The organism is Actinomyces ruminicola, from assembly GCF_900103885.1.
Lineage (GTDB): Bacteria > Actinomycetota > Actinomycetes > Actinomycetales > Actinomycetaceae > Actinomyces > Actinomyces ruminicola.
In genome coordinates this window covers 53,067-69,434 of sequence record NZ_FNIM01000003.1, presented here as the reverse complement: position 1 = coordinate 69,434, position 16,368 = coordinate 53,067, and the positions used below count along the sequence as shown (strand labels likewise).

Below are 16,368 nucleotides of genomic sequence, written 5' to 3'. Positions count from 1 at the left end.
CTACGTCCACAGCAGCAGCCCGTCGGCCAGAAGGCTGCGCGCGCCCTCCACCATGCGGGCGGTCGTCTCCGCGGCGTCGGCGCCAGTCAGTGCCGCCACGGCGGTGGCGATCTGCCCCACGCTCAGTTCGCCGTCAGCCACCTCCACCAGTGCCGCCAGGGCTGTGTCTGCCTGCACGGTGCGCCCGAAGCCGCCGCCTTGGCGCAGCAGGATGACGCTGGGCTCACTGTCCCCGGGACGTAGGTGGCGCTGCTCGGTGACGTCGGGGGCGACGACGGGGTGCAGCGCCGCCACCTCGGCATCACTCATGGCGGCCAGACGGCTGCGCGAGCGCACCGATGCGGCAACGTGCGGGCCGAGTGGCGCGGTCGGCCGAGTGCCGACCTCCTCCAGGAGCCGCCAGGGTGCGCGGCCGGCATCATCGCAGTCCCCGGGCCGGTGCAGCACCACATAGCCGAAACCGACGGCCTGGACGCCACGGGCGGCGAAGTCGTCGAGCCACGCGCCCAGGGCGGCCTCGAAGCCGCGGCGATTCCGCTCGGGGGTGGTGCCGCCGTCGCGCAGCCACATGGTGGCGTACTCGATCGGGTCCTGCACCTCCCGCTGAATGACCCAGGCGTCGGTGCCGTCCGGCAGCCAGCCGCTCACGCGCTCGCGCCAGTCCTGTCCGAGGTGGTGCTCCCAGTTGCCGAGCATGACGGCGATGCCGCCGTCGGTCAGGTGCTCCCCGAGGGCGGGCAGGAGTGTGGGCAGGACGGGGCCGCCGGCGTCGCGGTACTCCATGAGCGGCAGGCCGGCCGCGCGCACGGCGGGCGGGGTGATTACGAAGGGCGGGTTGGTGGCGATCAAATCGAAGCGGCGTCCGGACACCGGCTCCAGGAAGGAACCGCGCCGCAGCTCCAGCCGCTCGGGGTCGGTGCCGGCCAGGGCGGCGTTGAAGGCGGTGAAGGCCAGCGCGCGGGCGGAGATGTCGGTGGCGACGACGTGGTCGGCGTGCCGCAGCAGGTAGAGGGTCTGGATGCCGCAGCCGCAGCCGAGGTCCAGGGCGGTGCGCACGGGCGTGCGCGGGGTGAGCGCGGCCAGGGTGAGGCCGGCGCCGCCGATGCCCAGGACGTGATCGGGGGCGAGCTGCCCCTGCGACACCAGCTCTCCCAGGTCGGAGGCGACCCACCAGCGCGCCTGGCCGCCGTCGTCGCACGCCTCGTGGGGGCGCAGGTCGACGGCGGCGCGCACCCGAACTGTGTCCGCGCCGCCCCCGCCGCTGCCCGCGGCAGGCGGATGCTGCTCCGTGGCCCCGGAGCCAACCGCCTCGAGGTCGCTCCCCGCGGTAATGACGAGCCCCATGGCGCGGGCGCCGGCGGTGCCGGTGCGCGGCAGTGCCGCATCCAGCTCCGCGGCGTACACCGGCTCGCCGAGCATGAACAGGGCGGTGAGCACCGCGACCGGGTCCGCTGCTCCCTCCGAGCCTGCGCCGGTGCGGGCGGTGCGCCCGGCAGCCAACGCCTCCCGCACCCGGCGCAGGGCGGGGTAGCGCTGCTCCCGGCGCAAGGCGGCGTCGACGGCGGGGCCGAGCAGCTCGGCCACGGCGTCCACGCCCCAGTCGGCCTCGGCGAGGTCGGCGCGCAGGGCGGCTGCCTGCTCCGGCGTGGCCACGGGCGGCGGGGTGGGGGAAAACGCAGCCGGCGGGGTGGGGGAAAACGCAGCCGGCGGGGTGGGGGAAAACGCAGCCGGCGGGGTGGGGGCGAGCTCAGTCGGTGGAGTGGGCGCGGCATCGGTCATGGGCGCGACCGTACCGCTGTGTCGCAACCGCTGGGCGGCGCAATACCGGCTCGCATGCGCCATCCCCGGCGGCTCGTGCCTCGTGCCCCGTTCACCCGGTGAGCATGTCCATCCCCACGCTCATCACCACCGGGACGATGCCCAGGATGATGAAGGCCGGCAGGAAGCAGGTCCCCAGCGGCAGAACCAGCCGGACGGCCAGGCGCTCGGCGGCGGCCTCGTCGGCCGCCTGCCGTCCCGCGCGCAGGGAGGCGGCGGTGCCGGCGAGCAGCGGTGCGGGCGCGGCGCCGTCCTCCCAGCCCGGTCGCAGACAGGCCTCAAGCCGGGCGTGCCGCCGCTGTTTCTCATCCCGACGCCACCATCCCGGGCGCGTGTAGGTCTTCTCCGCCATATCCTCCCCCGCTCCGATTTCCTCCCCGCGTCCGGCTCGCCAGGCCTCCTCCCAGTCGGCCCCCAGCAGCAGGGCCCGCCCGACGACGCCTAGCTCCTCGTCACCCAGCGCCCGGCCCAGCGCCTGAAGCGCCCCGGGCACCGACGCGCCGGCCGCGAGCGCGGCCCCGGCCAGGTCCAGGACCAGGGCCTCGTCGACTTCGTCCGGCCTTGCCACTGCCGCCGCGACCAGGCGCGCGGTCAGCCAATGACCTATGCCCATTAGCACGAGGCCTGCGACCCCCAGGGCACTGCCCCAGCCGCCGTCGAGCAGCATCTGCCCGGGGTGGGCGCCGACCGCCGAGCCGAGCAGCAGCCCGACGGGCGGCAGCAGGGCGAGCAGCCGCGCGGTTGCGCGCGGCCCGGACAGGGCGGTGCGGCGGGAGGCCTCGGCCTGCCCGGACTCCGCCACTCCCCCGGCGACCGCCTCCAGCACGCCGGCCAGGGGAGCGCCGAGCGCCGTGGTCAGGCGGCAGGCGGCGACGGCCCCGGGCACGGCCGCGGCGGTCAGGCGCCGGCGCGCGCTGCGCCCGCGGCGGCCCGGCAGCGGCGGCTCCCAGCGCCAACGGCCCTCCCGGCGGCGGGGCAGCCAGCCGGTGGGCGGCTCCCGGGCGAGGGCCAGCAGTGCGGGCGGCACGCCGTCGTCGTCGGGCTGCGTTCCCTCGGTGATGCCGGCGCGTTCCAGCGTGCGGGCCCAGGCGCGCTGAGGGGTGGCGCCGGCGCGCAGGAGGGTGGCCGCCTCGGTCAGCACCAGGCCGAGGTCGAGGTCCTCCGCCCCGGGCCGGGCGGGGCGGGCCAGGCCTCCGGCGTGGTGGGTGCCGAGGGCGTCCGGCGGCTCGCGCCGTGCCGGCAGCAGGATCACGGCAGCCGCCAACGCCACCAGCAGGCCTGCCAGTACCTGTGCGCCGGTCATGGCCGGCTCCTGTGCGTGCCCGTCCGCACGCGCACGTGCGCCCCGGTGCCGGCGGCCGCCGGGGCACACTGCGCAGTCGCGGGCCGTCCGGCCCCGACGTCGTCCCCCAGGGCGGCGGTCACAGGCGCCTCCCCGATCCGGGCGGCCAGCCGGTCCACGCCGGTTCCCGCCGCCACCGCGCCGTCGGGCTCGATGATGAGGGCGTCCCGGCAGCGCATCCGCTCCCCGTCCCGCTCCAGCACGCCGATCGCGGTCACCTGCCGCAGGGTGGTGGCGCCCGGTCTGGCGCGGCGCCGCAGGTGGACGACGGCGTCGAGGGCGCTGACGGCCTGGGCGGCCACGGCGCCCTCGTCCAACCCGGCCAGGGCGCCCAGGGCGGTCAGGCGGGCGGGGACGTCGGCGGGCGAGTTGGCGTGGAGGGTGGCCCAGCCGCCCTCATGACCGGTGTTGAGCGCGGTCAGCACGTCGCGCACCTCGGGGCCGCGGCACTCACCGAGCACGATCCGGTCCGGGCGCATGCGCAGGGCGGTGCGCACCAGCGTGGTCATGGGGACGGCGCCGACGCCCTGGACGTTCTCCCCGCGCTCCTGCAGGTGGATGACGTGCGGGTGGTCGGGGCGCAGCTCGCTGGCCTCCTCGATGCATACGATCCGCTCGTCGGCGGGCACGAGCCCCAGCAGGGCCGCCAGCAGGGTGGTCTTGCCGGTACCGGTGGCGCCGGTGACCAGGCAGTTGGCGCGGCGAGTCACCAGCGCGATCAGGACGGCGTCGAGACCGGGGGCGACGGTGCCAGCGGCGACCAGCTCGGCGATGCTGAAGGCGCGACGGCGCTTGGTGCGCAGGCAGATGAGGGTGCCGTCCGCACTCAGCGGCGGCAGGACGGCGTTCAGCCGGGTGCCGTCGGGCAGGGTGACGTCCACGATGGGGCTGGCGTCGTCCAGGCGGCGCCCGCAGGCCGCGGCCATGCGCACGGCCAGTGCCCGCGCCTGGGTCTCCGGGAGGGCCGCCTCGGCGACCGGTTCGAGTCCGCGTCCGCGATCGATCCAGGTGCGGCCGGCGCCGACGAGCACGTCAGTGACGCCGTCCAGCTCAAGCAGCGGCTGCAGGACGGGGCCGGCTCCCTCGACGTCGGCGCGCACGTGCCGGGTGAGCCGGGCCAACCCGCCCGCGCCGGTGGTCGGGGCCGCCCCGGAGCCGAGGGCGACGTCGAGGCCGGCGCCGCGGGCCAGGGCGCTGCGTACGCGGGACAGTTCCTCTCGGCCCGCCGGCGGGGCGCCCCCGGAGCGGTCGGCGGGTGTTACTGCGGTCACCACTGCGCCTCCTCGTGCGGGTTGTCGCCCAGCAGGCGAGCGGCGACCGCGCGCGCCTGGGTGCGCAAGGCACCGCGGCCGCGGGTCGGGTCGTCTCCGCGGGCAATGCGCTGGGCGACGGCGCGGTCGTGCGGGAGGACGGCGACGATCTCGGTGCGTGTCATGAGTGCGAGCTCGTCGGGGGTCACGTCCTCGCCGATCCTCCGTATCACCGTGTACACCTTGCGCGGTTCGGCAGGATTCGGATCGGGCCCGGTGGGGGCGCGGTCGCCGGGGTCGGCCCGTCCTGTTCGGCTCGTCCCCTTGAGCCGGGCGGCGAGCGCCTCCGCGGCGACCGCCGAGCGCAGGTCGAGTCCGGACATGAGCATGACCGTGGCATCCGCGGGTGGGACGGCTCCGCGCGGCAGGTCGAGCAGGACGAGGTCGTGTTCCGCGCGCAGGGCGTCCAGGACGGGACGCAGTTGCCCGGGGCTGCGGACGCCGCCGCGGCCGTCGCCGGTGATCACGGGCATGCCCAACCAGGCGGGCAGGGCGGCGACGAGTCTCTCCGGGCGGAACGCGGGTTCGTCGGCGGGTAGGTCGGCCCAGCGCAGCCCGGGCAGTACGCCGTCGCCCATGAGCAGGCCCAGGCCTCCGGCGGGGTCGGCGTCGACGAGGGCGACACGCTTCCCTCCGGCGTGGCCGGCGCGCGCCAGGTGGAGGAGGAAGGTGCTGGCGCCGAGCCCGCCGCGGACCCCGGTGACAACGACGAGGCGGGCCCGCGGCGGGTGCTGTGCGGCCAGCAGGAGGGCGACGATGTGGTCGGCACCGTCGGGCTCGCAGCAGCGCTCCAGGCTGCCGAAGACGAGTCCCGATTCTGCGGGTGAGTCGAGCGTCCCCTCCCGCGTAAGCAGCACGACGGCGCGGACCCCGGGCTCGGCGAGCAGGGAGTGAGCTGCGGCGGTCGGGTCTTCGCTGGGCTTTCCCAGGATCGGGGCGGTGCCGGTGCACACGCGCACGACATCCGCGGGAAAGTCCTTCGGAATTCCGTCCTGCCGGGTGTCGGCCTCCCGGGCATCGCCGGAATCAACCAGGAGCACCCGCACATTGGGGGCGAGTGGTGCTGCGGTGGCGTCCATGTGCTCTCCTCGAAGTCCCCGGCCCGTGGCGTGGCGCCCGGGCGGTCCCGATCAGGGTGCCTCGGTGCGCCTGCCTCCCGCTGCGCGCCTGTGGATGGTGCCCGCGACGGCGGTTTTGAACGCTGCCTGTGGAGAACAGTGTTCTGATCAGTGCTCGGCGGTGGTGCCGGCCTGGATGGACCGGCAAATCCTCTGCGCCTCCTGGATGCCGACGAGGATCGCCTCCGCCTGCCACACGATCCAGGCGCTCACGCCGTCGGGTCGGCCGGAGGCGTAGGCCGCCGCCGCGTCGGCGTAGGCGCCGGGCGCGCGAGCGGCGTACTGGTCGGTAATCGCCACGCCGGTGGGCTCCAGGCCGTCACGGGTGATCAGGTGGCGCACCAGCAGCCGGCCGACGGCGGCGTTGCCGGCGACGAAGGGGCGAGCCGTGATCATTTCCGCGTGGACCACGGCGGCGCGTGCGAGTGCGGGGGCGCCGGGGGCGTCAATGAGTTCAAGGAGGGCGTCGATGCGGGCATGCAGTGCCCCGGCGTCGGGAGGTGCTCCGGGGCCGCCCTCGAGCGGGGCCACGCCCGGTCCCCGGGGATTGGCGACGGCGTCCAGGGGAATCCGTCCGGTGGCGGCCAGTGGCCCGGCGACGTCGCGGTGGAGGGTCGCCAGCAGGGTGCGGGGGCTCGGCTGGGCGGGGCGGGCCTCGCCGCGCAGATCGGGCATCCACTCGGTCAGTCGCACGCCGGCACGCCACAGGCCGGCGGCGGCGTCGAGGGAGGGGTCGCCGGTGGCGGCCCGGGTCAGGGAGCGGTTCGCTACGGCGTCGCGCAGGACGACGGTGGGCAGGACGGCGCCCTCGACGGCGGCGGAGGCGATGGCGCCCCGGATGGCGGCATCGGCGCGGGCCTCCCGCCAGCGACGGCGCAGGGCCTCGTGCCAGCGCAGCTCGGCGGAGGCCTCGCGCAGGGCGTCCTCGGCGCGCCTGACCCGCGGGTCGGCGCAGAGGGCCTTCAGCGCCTGAATGACAGGGCTGGGGCGGGCCGGGCGCACGGCGCTGCTGGGGCGCTCTCCGGGAGGCGGGCCGATCGACACCCCCATGCTGACCACGGGGCCACTGTAGGCGTGCGGGCGCGATCCCCCAGCGGCGACTCGCCCAGGAGCCACTTGCCGCCGCCGACCTCGCCGCAGACATCCGTTATGTGCAATGCACCCGGGGACGATTTCACACAAGTGCCCATTGTGTGCAAAGTTCCCCTGGCGCATGCTGGCACTCCTCTGGAGGCCGAGTCAGGGCGTCTGCGCACCACACAGGTGGTAAGTGGACCTGGCGGTCGCCCAGCAGCGCCGCTTCGCCGCGCCCCGAGCCGTGCAGGTTCACATGACCGGTGGGGCCTTCTTGCCGGGTTTGGCGGGTTGTGGCTCGCTCCAGGATGCTGGTCAACCCGCGAGGATGCAGCATTACCGTCGATTACTGTCGAGCGCGCGGACCTGGGCGGCGTCCTAGACGGCTTGCCCGCTGCGTTGTCTGCGTGGTTCTGGGACTGCTGAGCGTCATGACTTCCGGGACGTGGGAGTCTGGAGGCTTCTGGGACGCCGGCGCACCCTTCATCGTCAGGACCTCGCACCAGCAGGTACACACTGGCCGAAGGATATGCGAGCCAGTGGTTGAACCGCTGCCTGTTCCACCCCGGCAGCACTTGCCCCGCAGCGCGCCTGAATCGTAAACAGGCCCACAACTACGACACCACTCCGACATCGAGCTCTTCGTGCTTGCGGGTGCGCACGCAGGCGCGGGTGCGGGTGCCGGGCCGGCGGTCCCGCACCGCCTGCGCAACGCCGACGGCCCCGCGTGGCTGGACCGTCTACCGCCACTTGGACCCCTTGCCGCCACTTGGACCGTCTACCGCTGTTTGGACCGCCCTACACGCACTCTCAGACGGTCCAAACAGAGGAACGCGGTCCAAACAGAGGAACGCGGTCCAAACAGAGGAACGCGGTCCAAGCAGAGCATGCGGGAGCGGACCGCGAGCCACTGCCGGCACAGGCACCTGGGGGCGCCACAATGCAGCACCCGCCCAGCATGGGCCGGACCCGCTTCCAAGCACGCCCCGGGCACCGACCAGAGCCCCGACGATTCACAGGCGCCGACAACAGCCCACCACCCACAACCTGCGCCCCGCCGCCACCCACGAACTCCACCGGGCAGGCACCCCAACACCCACCGCCCCGCCCCAACCATCAACCGCAAGACACCAACCGCAAACGCATCTGCCGTCGCACCCCCAGTACGCGAAGCGCCGGCTCCCGATCGCCGCGTGGCCTAACGGCATCCCCAGCGTCCTAGGCGGCGAGCCCACAACCGCAGACGCACGCGCGGGGCCGACCGACGCTCAAGAGTCGGCCGCCCCTTCCGCGTGCACCCCGCGCCGGAACACTGCGGACCCCGGCCAGCTGCGGGTCGTCACTTCGCGACGAACACCTCCCTTCCGTTCTCGGTGGTCCTGTCGGCCCTGACGGTTCCGGTGATCACATCGCCCGTGACGGTAAGCACGCCGTCCGCGTAGCTGTGCTGCGCCTCGACCAGCGGGATGGTGAGCGATTCCTTGTCGGTGCCCGTGAAGGCGGGCGCTCCCAGTACTTGGAGATTCTGTCCCTCGCCGTTCAGCACCAGGATGGTGGTGGTCAGCACCACCTTGTCCTTGTAGGCGAAGGAGCCGCCGTAGCCGATCTCCCCAACCTTGGGCACGTACAGGTAGGCGACGGAGGTATCCGCCTCCGCATCGTCGAGCTTCCTGATGTCCGGGCCGGTGTACTCCTCGGCCTCCTCGATCAGCGCCTCCACCTTGCCGCTGATCTCGGGGTCGACGTCCTCCTGGACGGGAGCGGCATCGTCCAGCAGCAGCTCCACCAGCGTCTTGCCGGTGGCGTAGAAGCCGTCCTTCCACGCGGGCTTGACGGCGTCGAGCAGCATCCCACTGACGAATCCGAATGCGTAGGACTCGACATCCACCGAGACGTCCAGCGACTCCTCCTTCAGCAGCGGCGCCTGCCGGGCCTGCAGCTGCTCGGCGGGCTGGTCCGCCTGGACCGACAGGGCCATGTACTCCACGTAGCGGGCAACGCCCTCGACGATGTCGTAGTGGTGGATGTCCTCCGCCTCCTGGACGAACTCCGACTTCCAGGTGTCGAGCCAGTGGCGGGCGTGGCCCAGATGCTCGGCGCGCCGTTCGGGCTCGGTGGCGGCAAGGCGCAGACGGTCCAGCAGCATGCGCCGCAGGGTGCGCGGCCGCGCCTGGTACGGATAGGGCGTGTCCCGGCTGCTGGAGGCGGTCACGTTGATCTCACCCTGGTAGTAGAAGTGGACCAGCTCGTGGGTCATCAGGGCGAAGGCGTAGGTGGCCGGATCCTTCAGGTCCGCGGTGGCGGCGGAGGCCCCGTCGGCGCTCACGGAGGGCGTCGACTTCGTGGTCGCCTCACCCGGTGCGGCGGCACTCTTCGTGGCCGAGGCCGCCTGCCCGAGGTTGAGCGTGATGGATGGATGCCCCTCAAAGGTGACCTTGCCGTAGGAGGTGGGCACCTCGATGCCCGCGTACTCCTCGGCCTGAAGCGCACGGTGGCCCTCGGTTGAGATCACCCATGCCCGCGTGGCCTCGAACTGCTCATTCACCTGCATGGCCACGATCCGGTGCTGGGTGTAGTCGACTCCCGGCCACACCGGCCCCATGAGCGGCCACACGCGCGAGACCCACGCGGACACCCCCTCCACCAGGGTCTCGTACTGCTCCTCGGACAACGACGGCGTGCCCGCCAGGCTGCCCAGCGGATTCTGCGCCCCCGCAGCCCCCGGGTCGGACTCCGGGGTCGGCGGCGTGGAGCCGATGTGCTCGCCCATCGATTCGCCCTCGGTTCCGCATGCTGCCAGCGGCAGCAGGAGAGCGGCCCCGACGGCGCCCAGGGCCGAGCGACGCGTGAGTGATAAGGAGGTCAAGCCGGACTTGGTCATCGAATGGCTCGCTTTCAGTGCTTTCATTATGGTGTTCGACTGCTGTGGCTGCTTCTGCGTTCCTGGTTACTTATCCGGTCGGGCGGAGTCCGGCGGCGGGCCCCGCCCGTGCTCAGTACTGCTTGACCTCCTCCCTGCACGTCAGGTCCTGCTCGGGCAGCTCTCCGCGCAGCAGGTAGGCATCGATCGTGTTGTCCACGCACTCGCCCTTGCGCATGTAGGCGCCGTGTCCGTTGCCCTCAACGGTCAGCAGGCGGGCCGAGTCGAGCTGCGCGGCCAGGGCCCGGGCCCACTGGTAGGGGGTGGCCGGGTCACCGGTAATGCCGACGACGAGGATCGGGGCGGCCCCGGCGGCCCGGATCTCCTTGGGCTGGTGGTCGGTGTGATGCCCCCAGCCCTTGCAGAACGCATCGGGGTAGGACAGCCCTCCGCCCAGGATCGGCGCCACCCGCTTGATCTGCTCCGCGCGCTCATCCCACCCGGCCTCGTCGCCGCGAACCGGGTAGTCGAGGCAGTCAATGGCGGCGATGGCGCTCTCATTGGCGGCTGCCTTCGCCTCGTTGGCCGCCTGCTCCTGTGGATCGGCCTCCGCATCGGCCAGAGAGGGGTCGGCCAGCAGCGCCAGGCCGGTACCGTCGCCGTCCTTGATGGCAGGAGCCAGCGCTGCGGTGAGGATGTCCCAGGAGCTGTTGTCGTACATGAGGTCGGTCAGTGTCTTGGCGAGTGTCGCCCCGTCGACGTCGTCGCCCACCTGGCTCGTAAGCGGTTTCGCAGTGGCCCTCTGGATGAGTTCCCCGATCTGGGCCACGCCGGATTCAGCATCACCCGTGAGCGGGCAGTCCCGCCCCGCCTGACAGTGCTTGACATAGGTGTGCAGGCTCTTCTCGATGGCCTCGGCCTGCTGCACGATGTTGTCGGCCTGCTCCTGGGAGGGGTTCTGCGCGCTGTCGAGCACCATGCGGCCCACGTTCTCGGGGAACAGCTCCGCGTAGCGAGCCCCCAGGTAGGTGCCGTAGGAGGTGCCCAGGTAGTGCAGGCGGGCATCGCCCGACAGTGCCCGCAGGACATCCATGTCGCGCACCACCGAGGCGGTGTCCATGTGGTCGATCAGCTCCGGCACGGGCGAGTACTGCTCGCACCGGGTGGCGAGCTCCGCTGCGGACCGCTCGGTGGACTCGGCGGTCTCCTCACCCATCTCCGCCGCAGCGACGTCCCGCCTATCCGGCGCGGCGCCGGAGGTCGCCGCCTCCAGCGCGGCCTTGGCGGTCTCGTCAATCTCCTTTGGGCTCAGGCAAGTCAGTGGGGTCGAGTCACCCACCCCGCGCGGGTCGAAGCCGAGGACGTCGTAGCCCGCTCGCAGCGCGTCGGAGAAGACGCCCTCCTGCGAGACGTACTCCAGGCCGGAGGCCCCGGGCCCGCCGGGATTGGTCAGCAGCGTGCCGATAGGCTCGCCCGAGGTCGAGGGCAGCTTCTTGAGCGCCAGATCGATGGTCCTGCCCGAGGGATCCGCGTAGTCCAGGGGCACCTTCACCGTGGCGCACTGGAAGGAGGCATCGTCTGCGCACTTCTTCCAGTCGACCTGCTGCTGGTAGAAGGCCTCCAGGCCCGCGGGGACCGGCGGCAAGCCCGGCGCGTCCACCGGGCTGGCGGACACGGAGGCCTCCGACGTCATCGCATCGCTACGACTGTCGACACCGAGCGTGCACGCGGACAGGGCCAGGCACGGCGTCGCCGCGGCCGCAAGCGGACCGGCGAACCATTTGCGACTCATTATCGTTCTCACACCTCGGACTTTAGAGTCTTCGACCGCGCTCCCGATCCCACCACCGGGCGATTGCCGCCCCCGCCGCCCTCATCCCGCGGGAGGAGCCGTATCCGCCCTCCCCCGGATCCAATCCCCCGGCTTCGCCCGGCCGTGGCATCGCACTCATCTAGAATTGCCCTGTGACGCAAGACCAGCCCTCCCCCGCGGCCCGGCAACCGGCGTCGAGTCCCGCCACCGACGGCGCTCGCCAGGCGCCGCGGTCGCGTCGCGGCGACTACCTGCTGACGGCCGCGGTCGGCGTGCTGCTACCGCCGGCCATACTCGCCCTGACGGGCATGACCTCCCAGGCGGCCGACGCCGGGCAGCTGCCGCGCATCGTCCTGTTCGCGCTGCTCACGCTCGTGGTCTCGGCGCTGGCCCAGTGGCTGTTCGCGGTGCGTTCCTCGCTGGGCGGCTTGGTTGGAGGGCTCGTCGCGCTGGCGGCACAGGCGGTGATCCTCGCCAGTCCGGGACGCGCAGCGGACGCCCCCTTCGCCTGGGCGCGCTCCCTGATACCCACCGGAGCGGTGCTCATCGTCGCGGCGCTGCTGCTGGGCGGCTCCTGGGGCATGCGTCGGGCGCGCCGCGCCGGGCGCGCGGATGCACGCCTATCCGTCAGGCTCGGCGAGCAGGACAAAACGCCGGGCGTCACCCCGACGGCCCCGCCTTCACGGCGCCGCGACCATGCCGTCTCCTTCCCGCTCACGGTCATGGCCGTGGGCGCGGCCCTCGCCCTCCTCTCAGCCGGCTACACCCGCCTGCTCTCCCCCGGCACCTCGCTCGGCAGCGGCCTGCTCGGCCCCACGCTGGCCCTGGTCGCGCTGCTCCTGGGAGCAGCATTCACGGGCCGGTCGACGCTGGGGGCACGTGTCACCGGAACACTGCTCGTGCTGTTGTCACTCCCCGGGCTGCTGGCGCACATCTGGCCGCAGCTGCCCGGACACGCCCTGCTGGTGCGGCTGCTTCCCGACGACCCGAACGGGGTGAGTCTGCTGCTTGCGGGCACCGTGCTGGTAACCGTCGGCTGGGGCGCGCACCTGGCCCGTCGCGAGGGCCGCATGGGGGAACTCGCCGAACTGCGCTCCCGAGAAGCACCGACACCACCGCACGGCCTGCCCCATTCCCAGGCCTGAGATCCGCCGCGTCCACGGAGTCCGCCTGGCCGCCCCCACCGGGCCCGCGGCGCTCACCCGGGCTTGATCTACTTCCCGCCACGGCCCGGCACGCCTCCCCACAGCTGGGTACGGCACCGTTACCGTGAACGCAGAAGGAGGTTCAGATGAGCACCGAGAATACTGCCGACGAACGCGAGCCCGAGGACCGCGTCCCGCCCGCGCCCGGGTCCGAGCCTGCCGCCGGGGAGCATGCGGCCGCGCCGGCCCCCGCTCCGGCACCGGCGGCCGGTGAAACCGCCATGGCGTCGCCCGAGCCCACCCCCACCCCGGCCACCGAGGAGACCACCGCGTCGGCGGCCGAGCCGCGCGCGCCTGAGCCTGCGTCCTTCAAATCGCGCGCGGAGGACGACATTCTGCTGGACGGCTCCAGCGTCGTCGGCCGCCCGAAGTCCCGCGCCGCCGCGCACTGGGCCGGCGTGCTGGTCTGGGTCATCGCCCTGCCCCTGGCCTGGTTCCTCCTCCACGACGCCGCCGCCACCGCGGTCGACGGCGCCACCCCCCTGCGTTTCGGCGTATCCGTGCTCGCGCTGGTGGAGCTGGGTATCGCAGCCGCGGCACTCGCGGTCGCCCTGTGGACGGCTAGCCGCTCCAGCCTGGGCTCCTTCGTCGTCGGCGCGGCATCGGTACTGGTAGGGCTGCCGTTCCTGCTGGCACCCGCGGCGATGAATGACGCGATCGGGCCACTCCTGGACCGTCTGACCGCGCACTCGCAGCTGGGCGCCTCGCTGTCCGCCTACTGGTGGGCCGACGCCATCAGCGGCAAGTTCATCGCCTTCGGGCTGTTCATGATCATGGTCGGCGTGGTCTCGCACCGGGCCCGGCGTGCAGGCCGTCGCGAGCAGGAGATCATTGATCAGGGGCGGCGCACCGTCTGACCCGGATTTCAATCCCGGTCGCGGCGCCGGGAGAGTCTCACCATGAAACCCGCTCTCACACCGCTTCGCCGCTCCGCCTAACCTGGGCCGGTGCCCGATCCCAGCACCCCCTCCGCCACCGCGCCGTCATCGCCACCCGTAAGGGTGGAGGCGTCCATGACCAGTGCGCGCGACGCCGCCCGGGACGCGGCGCCGATCATGATCGGATACATCACGCTCGGCCTGGCCGCCGGCCTGCTGCTGGTGGCCCAGGGCCTGGCCTGGTGGTGGGCGCCGGTGTGGAGCGTGGTCATCTACTCGGGAACCATGCAGATGCTGCTGGTGCCGCTGGCCGGCGCCGGGCAGCCCCTGGCCGCGATCGCCGCCTCCACCCTGTTCGTCTCCGGCCGCCATGTCTTCTACGGGCTGGGCTTTCCGCTGGACCGAGTCCACGGCCGCCCGCTCACCCGCCTGTACGCGATTCACGCCATCACCGACGAGGTGTACGCCCTGCTGGCCTCACGGGACCGGACGGTCATGAGTGGGCGCTACGTCGTCACCGTCGAGGTCATGAGCCATTCGGCTTGGATAACCGGCACGACGGCGGGGGCGCTAGCCGGCACCGGCCTGGCGGCCCTAATCGGGCAGCGGGTGGAGCTGCTCGGCTTCGTGCTGACGGCACTGTTCGTCATCCTCGCCATCGAGAACTGGAAGGCCCACCCGGACCTGGCCGTGCTGCTCAGCGGATTCGTGGCCGGCGCCGTCGGGCTGGTGGTAGGCGGGTCGGCGGCTCTGCTCAGCGCGCTGGGGACCCTCGCAGCCGCACTAATCGCCCTGTACGCGTGGCGGCGCCGCACGACCCGCGCCCAGGCGGGCGGGAGCGCACGCTGATGCTTACCAACTTCCAGCTGGCAGTGGCCGTCGCGGTTGTCGCCGCCATCACCTATGCCTGCCGCATCGCCCCCTTCGCGCTGCTGCGCGGACGCGGCCGAATGCCGCTGGTGAGCTTCCTCGGTGACGCCATGCCGCTGGGCGTCATGATCGTGCTGGTGGCCTACACGCTCGACGACGTCACCATGGCCCCCGCCACCTGGCTGCCGGCCCTCGCGGGCATCGGCGCCACCGCCGGGCTGCACCTGTGGCGCCGCGCCCTGGGCCTGTCGCTGATCGGCGGCACCGCCGTCTACGTGGCCGCCAGCCTGCTGCTGGGATGACCACGGCGGCATGCGACAGACCGCACGAGTCGGCACCCGTTGCCAGTAGGCTGCTTACGTGCAAGCCACCGTGACTCGCCCCGGGCCCTGGATCCACCGCCACATCACCGCCGGTGGCACCCGCTTCCACGTCGCCCTGGCGGGCCCGGAGGCGCCACTCGACACCCTCCAAGACCCGACCCCGCCGACACCCGCCACCGCCGCGGAACCCGCTGCGCAAGCCGGGCCGCTGGTTCTCCTGCTGCACGGCTTCCCCGAGTGCTGGTGGACCTGGCGACACATCATCCCGCCCCTGGCAGACGCCGGCTACCGGGTAGCCGCACTCGACCTGCGCGGCTTCGGCGGTTCTGACCGCCCGCCGTCGGGATATGACCTGGTCACCCTCGCCCGGGACGTCGCCGCCGTCGTGCGGGCGTTGGGGCGCGACCACGCCGTCGTCGTCGGCGCGGGTATCGGCGGCCAGGTCGGCTGGACGCTGGCCAATCTGGAGCCGGAGCTGACGGTGGGGCTGGTACCGATCGGGGCACCGCACCCGCTGGCCATACGGTCACTGCCCATGCGCTCCCTGATGGGCTCAACGGTGCAGCACCTGTTCTTCAAGGCCCCGCTGCTGCCGGAACGCAGCCTGCGCACTACGGCGGGGGTTGAGCGCCTGCTCAGCTCCTGGGCGGCTCCGGCGACGCGCCCGCTGGCCACCGAGGGGGCCGAGTACTACGCCGCACTGATGTCCCGCCCCGGCGCGGCACGGTCCGCCCTGGAGAGCACACGCCGTTCCACTCTCACGCGAGCCGAGACGACGGCGCTGAACCGGCCGACGACGGTGCCCGTGCTATCCGTGCAGGGCGAGTTCGACCCGGTTCAGCCCGCCCGGGCGCACGCACGCGACACCCATCATGTAGACGGACCCCTGCAGCAGGTGACGATCCGCGGTGTTGGGCACTTCCCGCAGGAGGAGGCCCCCGAGGCGCTCGTGGACGTACTGCTGCCCTTCCTCGCCCGGCTAACGACACCGCCCCGGCAGATGGAGGAGGCGCCGTCCTCGGCGCCGTCGCGACACACCGCCCGCAGGCCGTGGCGAGCCTCCTTCATACGCCGACCCGGGGGCACAACCCGGCGGCGTTCAGGACGCAGGACTCGCAGCGGGGGACGCGGGCGCGGCACACCGTCCTCCCGTGCATGATGAGGCGGTGACAGCCGTCCGTCCACCGCGCCGGCTCCCACAGCGCGGCAAGATCTCGCTCAACGGCCACCGGATCCTGCGCCGTCGTCCAGCCCAGGCGGCGTGACAGCCGACCGACGTGCGTATCGACCGTGATCGCGGGGATGCCGAAGGCGTTGCCCAGCACGACGTTGGCGGTCTTCCGCCCTACCCCGGGCAGGGCGACCAGTGCCGCCCGGTCGGCGGGCACCACGCCGTCGTACTGGGTCGCCAGCTCCGCACCTAGGGCGATCAGCCGGGCGGCACGCGTGCGCTGCATGCCCAGCGGCCGCAGCACCGCTTCCAAGTCCTCGCGGTCGGCGCCCGCCAGCGCAGACGCATCCGGGTAGCGGGCGAACAGGCCCGGGGTGATGGTGTTCACGCGGGCGTCGGTGGTCTGTGCGGACAGGACCGTAGCCACCAGCAGCTGGAAGGGACCGTCGTGGTCCAGGGTGCAGCCGGCGTCCGGGTACAGGCCGATGAGCTCGTCGTCGACGTCGGCGGCCCGCTGTGCGGCCGCGGCGGGGGGCTCAACTACGGCACCGGAATTCGGTGTCCCCGGCTGGTGAGTGATTTGACC

At 73.0% G+C, this 16,368-nt stretch carries 13 protein-coding genes; 5 read left to right on the top strand and 8 right to left on the bottom strand.

Features of this window, described 5'->3' with window-relative positions:
* The 7 genes from BLR49_RS04535 to BLR49_RS04505 all read right to left on the bottom strand — a co-directional run bounded on the left by BLR49_RS04535 (nucleotide 1) and on the right by BLR49_RS04505 (nucleotide 11,314).
* The gene (locus BLR49_RS04535) at nucleotides 1-1,779 is read right to left on the bottom strand and encodes a DUF7059 domain-containing protein (RefSeq protein WP_092534097.1); all 1,779 of its coding nucleotides are present in this window, start codon (nucleotides 1,777-1,779) and stop codon (nucleotides 1-3) included.
* Between the two features lie 91 nt (nucleotides 1,780-1,870).
* Entirely contained in the window at nucleotides 1,871-3,121 is a 1,251-nt protein-coding gene (locus BLR49_RS04530) for a hypothetical protein (RefSeq protein WP_092534094.1), read from the bottom strand.
* Complete coding sequence (locus tag BLR49_RS04525) at nucleotides 3,118-4,431, bottom strand: TadA family conjugal transfer-associated ATPase (protein ID WP_176765779.1); 1,314 nt, start codon at nucleotides 4,429-4,431, stop codon at nucleotides 3,118-3,120. The genes BLR49_RS04530 and BLR49_RS04525 overlap by 4 nt, the downstream gene beginning before the upstream one ends.
* A complete protein-coding gene (locus BLR49_RS04520; protein ID WP_092534092.1) occupies nucleotides 4,428-5,549 on the bottom strand; it encodes a cellulose synthase operon protein YhjQ/BcsQ in 1,122 nt (373 codons plus the stop codon). The genes BLR49_RS04525 and BLR49_RS04520 overlap by 4 nt, the downstream gene beginning before the upstream one ends.
* A gap of 147 nt (nucleotides 5,550-5,696) precedes the next feature.
* Nucleotides 5,697-6,638 carry a Fic family protein gene (locus BLR49_RS04515; RefSeq protein ID WP_092534380.1) on the bottom strand — a complete coding sequence of 314 codons (942 nt, stop codon included), beginning with the start codon at nucleotides 6,636-6,638 and terminating at the stop codon, nucleotides 5,697-5,699.
* 1,363 nt (nucleotides 6,639-8,001) lie between these two features.
* Nucleotides 8,002-9,528, bottom strand: a complete 1,527-nt coding sequence (locus BLR49_RS13230) for a hypothetical protein (RefSeq protein ID WP_176765778.1) — start codon at nucleotides 9,526-9,528, stop codon at nucleotides 8,002-8,004.
* 127 nt (nucleotides 9,529-9,655) lie between these two features.
* Nucleotides 9,656-11,314, bottom strand: a complete 1,659-nt coding sequence (locus tag BLR49_RS04505) for an alpha/beta hydrolase (RefSeq protein ID WP_092534086.1) — start codon at nucleotides 11,312-11,314, stop codon at nucleotides 9,656-9,658.
* Between the two features lie 173 nt (nucleotides 11,315-11,487).
* Between BLR49_RS04505 and BLR49_RS04500 the strand changes: the two genes are divergently transcribed.
* The 5 genes from BLR49_RS04500 to BLR49_RS04480 all read left to right on the top strand — a co-directional run bounded on the left by BLR49_RS04500 (nucleotide 11,488) and on the right by BLR49_RS04480 (nucleotide 15,770).
* Nucleotides 11,488-12,480 carry a hypothetical protein gene (locus tag BLR49_RS04500; RefSeq protein ID WP_245690447.1) on the top strand — a complete coding sequence of 331 codons (993 nt, stop codon included), beginning with the start codon at nucleotides 11,488-11,490 and terminating at the stop codon, nucleotides 12,478-12,480.
* A gap of 146 nt (nucleotides 12,481-12,626) precedes the next feature.
* On the top strand, nucleotides 12,627-13,397 hold the full coding sequence (locus BLR49_RS04495; RefSeq protein WP_245690445.1) for a hypothetical protein: 771 nt from the start codon (nucleotides 12,627-12,629) through the stop codon (nucleotides 13,395-13,397).
* A 156-nt stretch (nucleotides 13,398-13,553) separates the two neighbouring features.
* Complete coding sequence (locus BLR49_RS04490) at nucleotides 13,554-14,267, top strand: AzlC family ABC transporter permease (protein WP_092534083.1); 714 nt, start codon at nucleotides 13,554-13,556, stop codon at nucleotides 14,265-14,267.
* Nucleotides 14,267-14,590, top strand: coding sequence for a branched-chain amino acid transporter permease (locus tag BLR49_RS04485; RefSeq protein ID WP_092534080.1), 324 nt, complete (start codon nucleotides 14,267-14,269; stop codon nucleotides 14,588-14,590). The genes BLR49_RS04490 and BLR49_RS04485 overlap by 1 nt, the downstream gene beginning before the upstream one ends.
* 58 nt (nucleotides 14,591-14,648) lie before the next feature.
* The gene (locus BLR49_RS04480) at nucleotides 14,649-15,770 is read left to right on the top strand and encodes an alpha/beta fold hydrolase (RefSeq protein WP_092534077.1); all 1,122 of its coding nucleotides are present in this window, start codon (nucleotides 14,649-14,651) and stop codon (nucleotides 15,768-15,770) included.
* Here BLR49_RS04480 and nth read toward each other — a convergent pair.
* Nucleotides 15,676-16,362 carry an endonuclease III gene (nth, locus tag BLR49_RS04475; RefSeq protein ID WP_425425753.1) on the bottom strand — a complete coding sequence of 229 codons (687 nt, stop codon included), beginning with the start codon at nucleotides 16,360-16,362 and terminating at the stop codon, nucleotides 15,676-15,678. The genes BLR49_RS04480 and nth overlap by 95 nt on opposite strands.
* Between the last annotated feature and the right edge of the window lie 6 nt (nucleotides 16,363-16,368).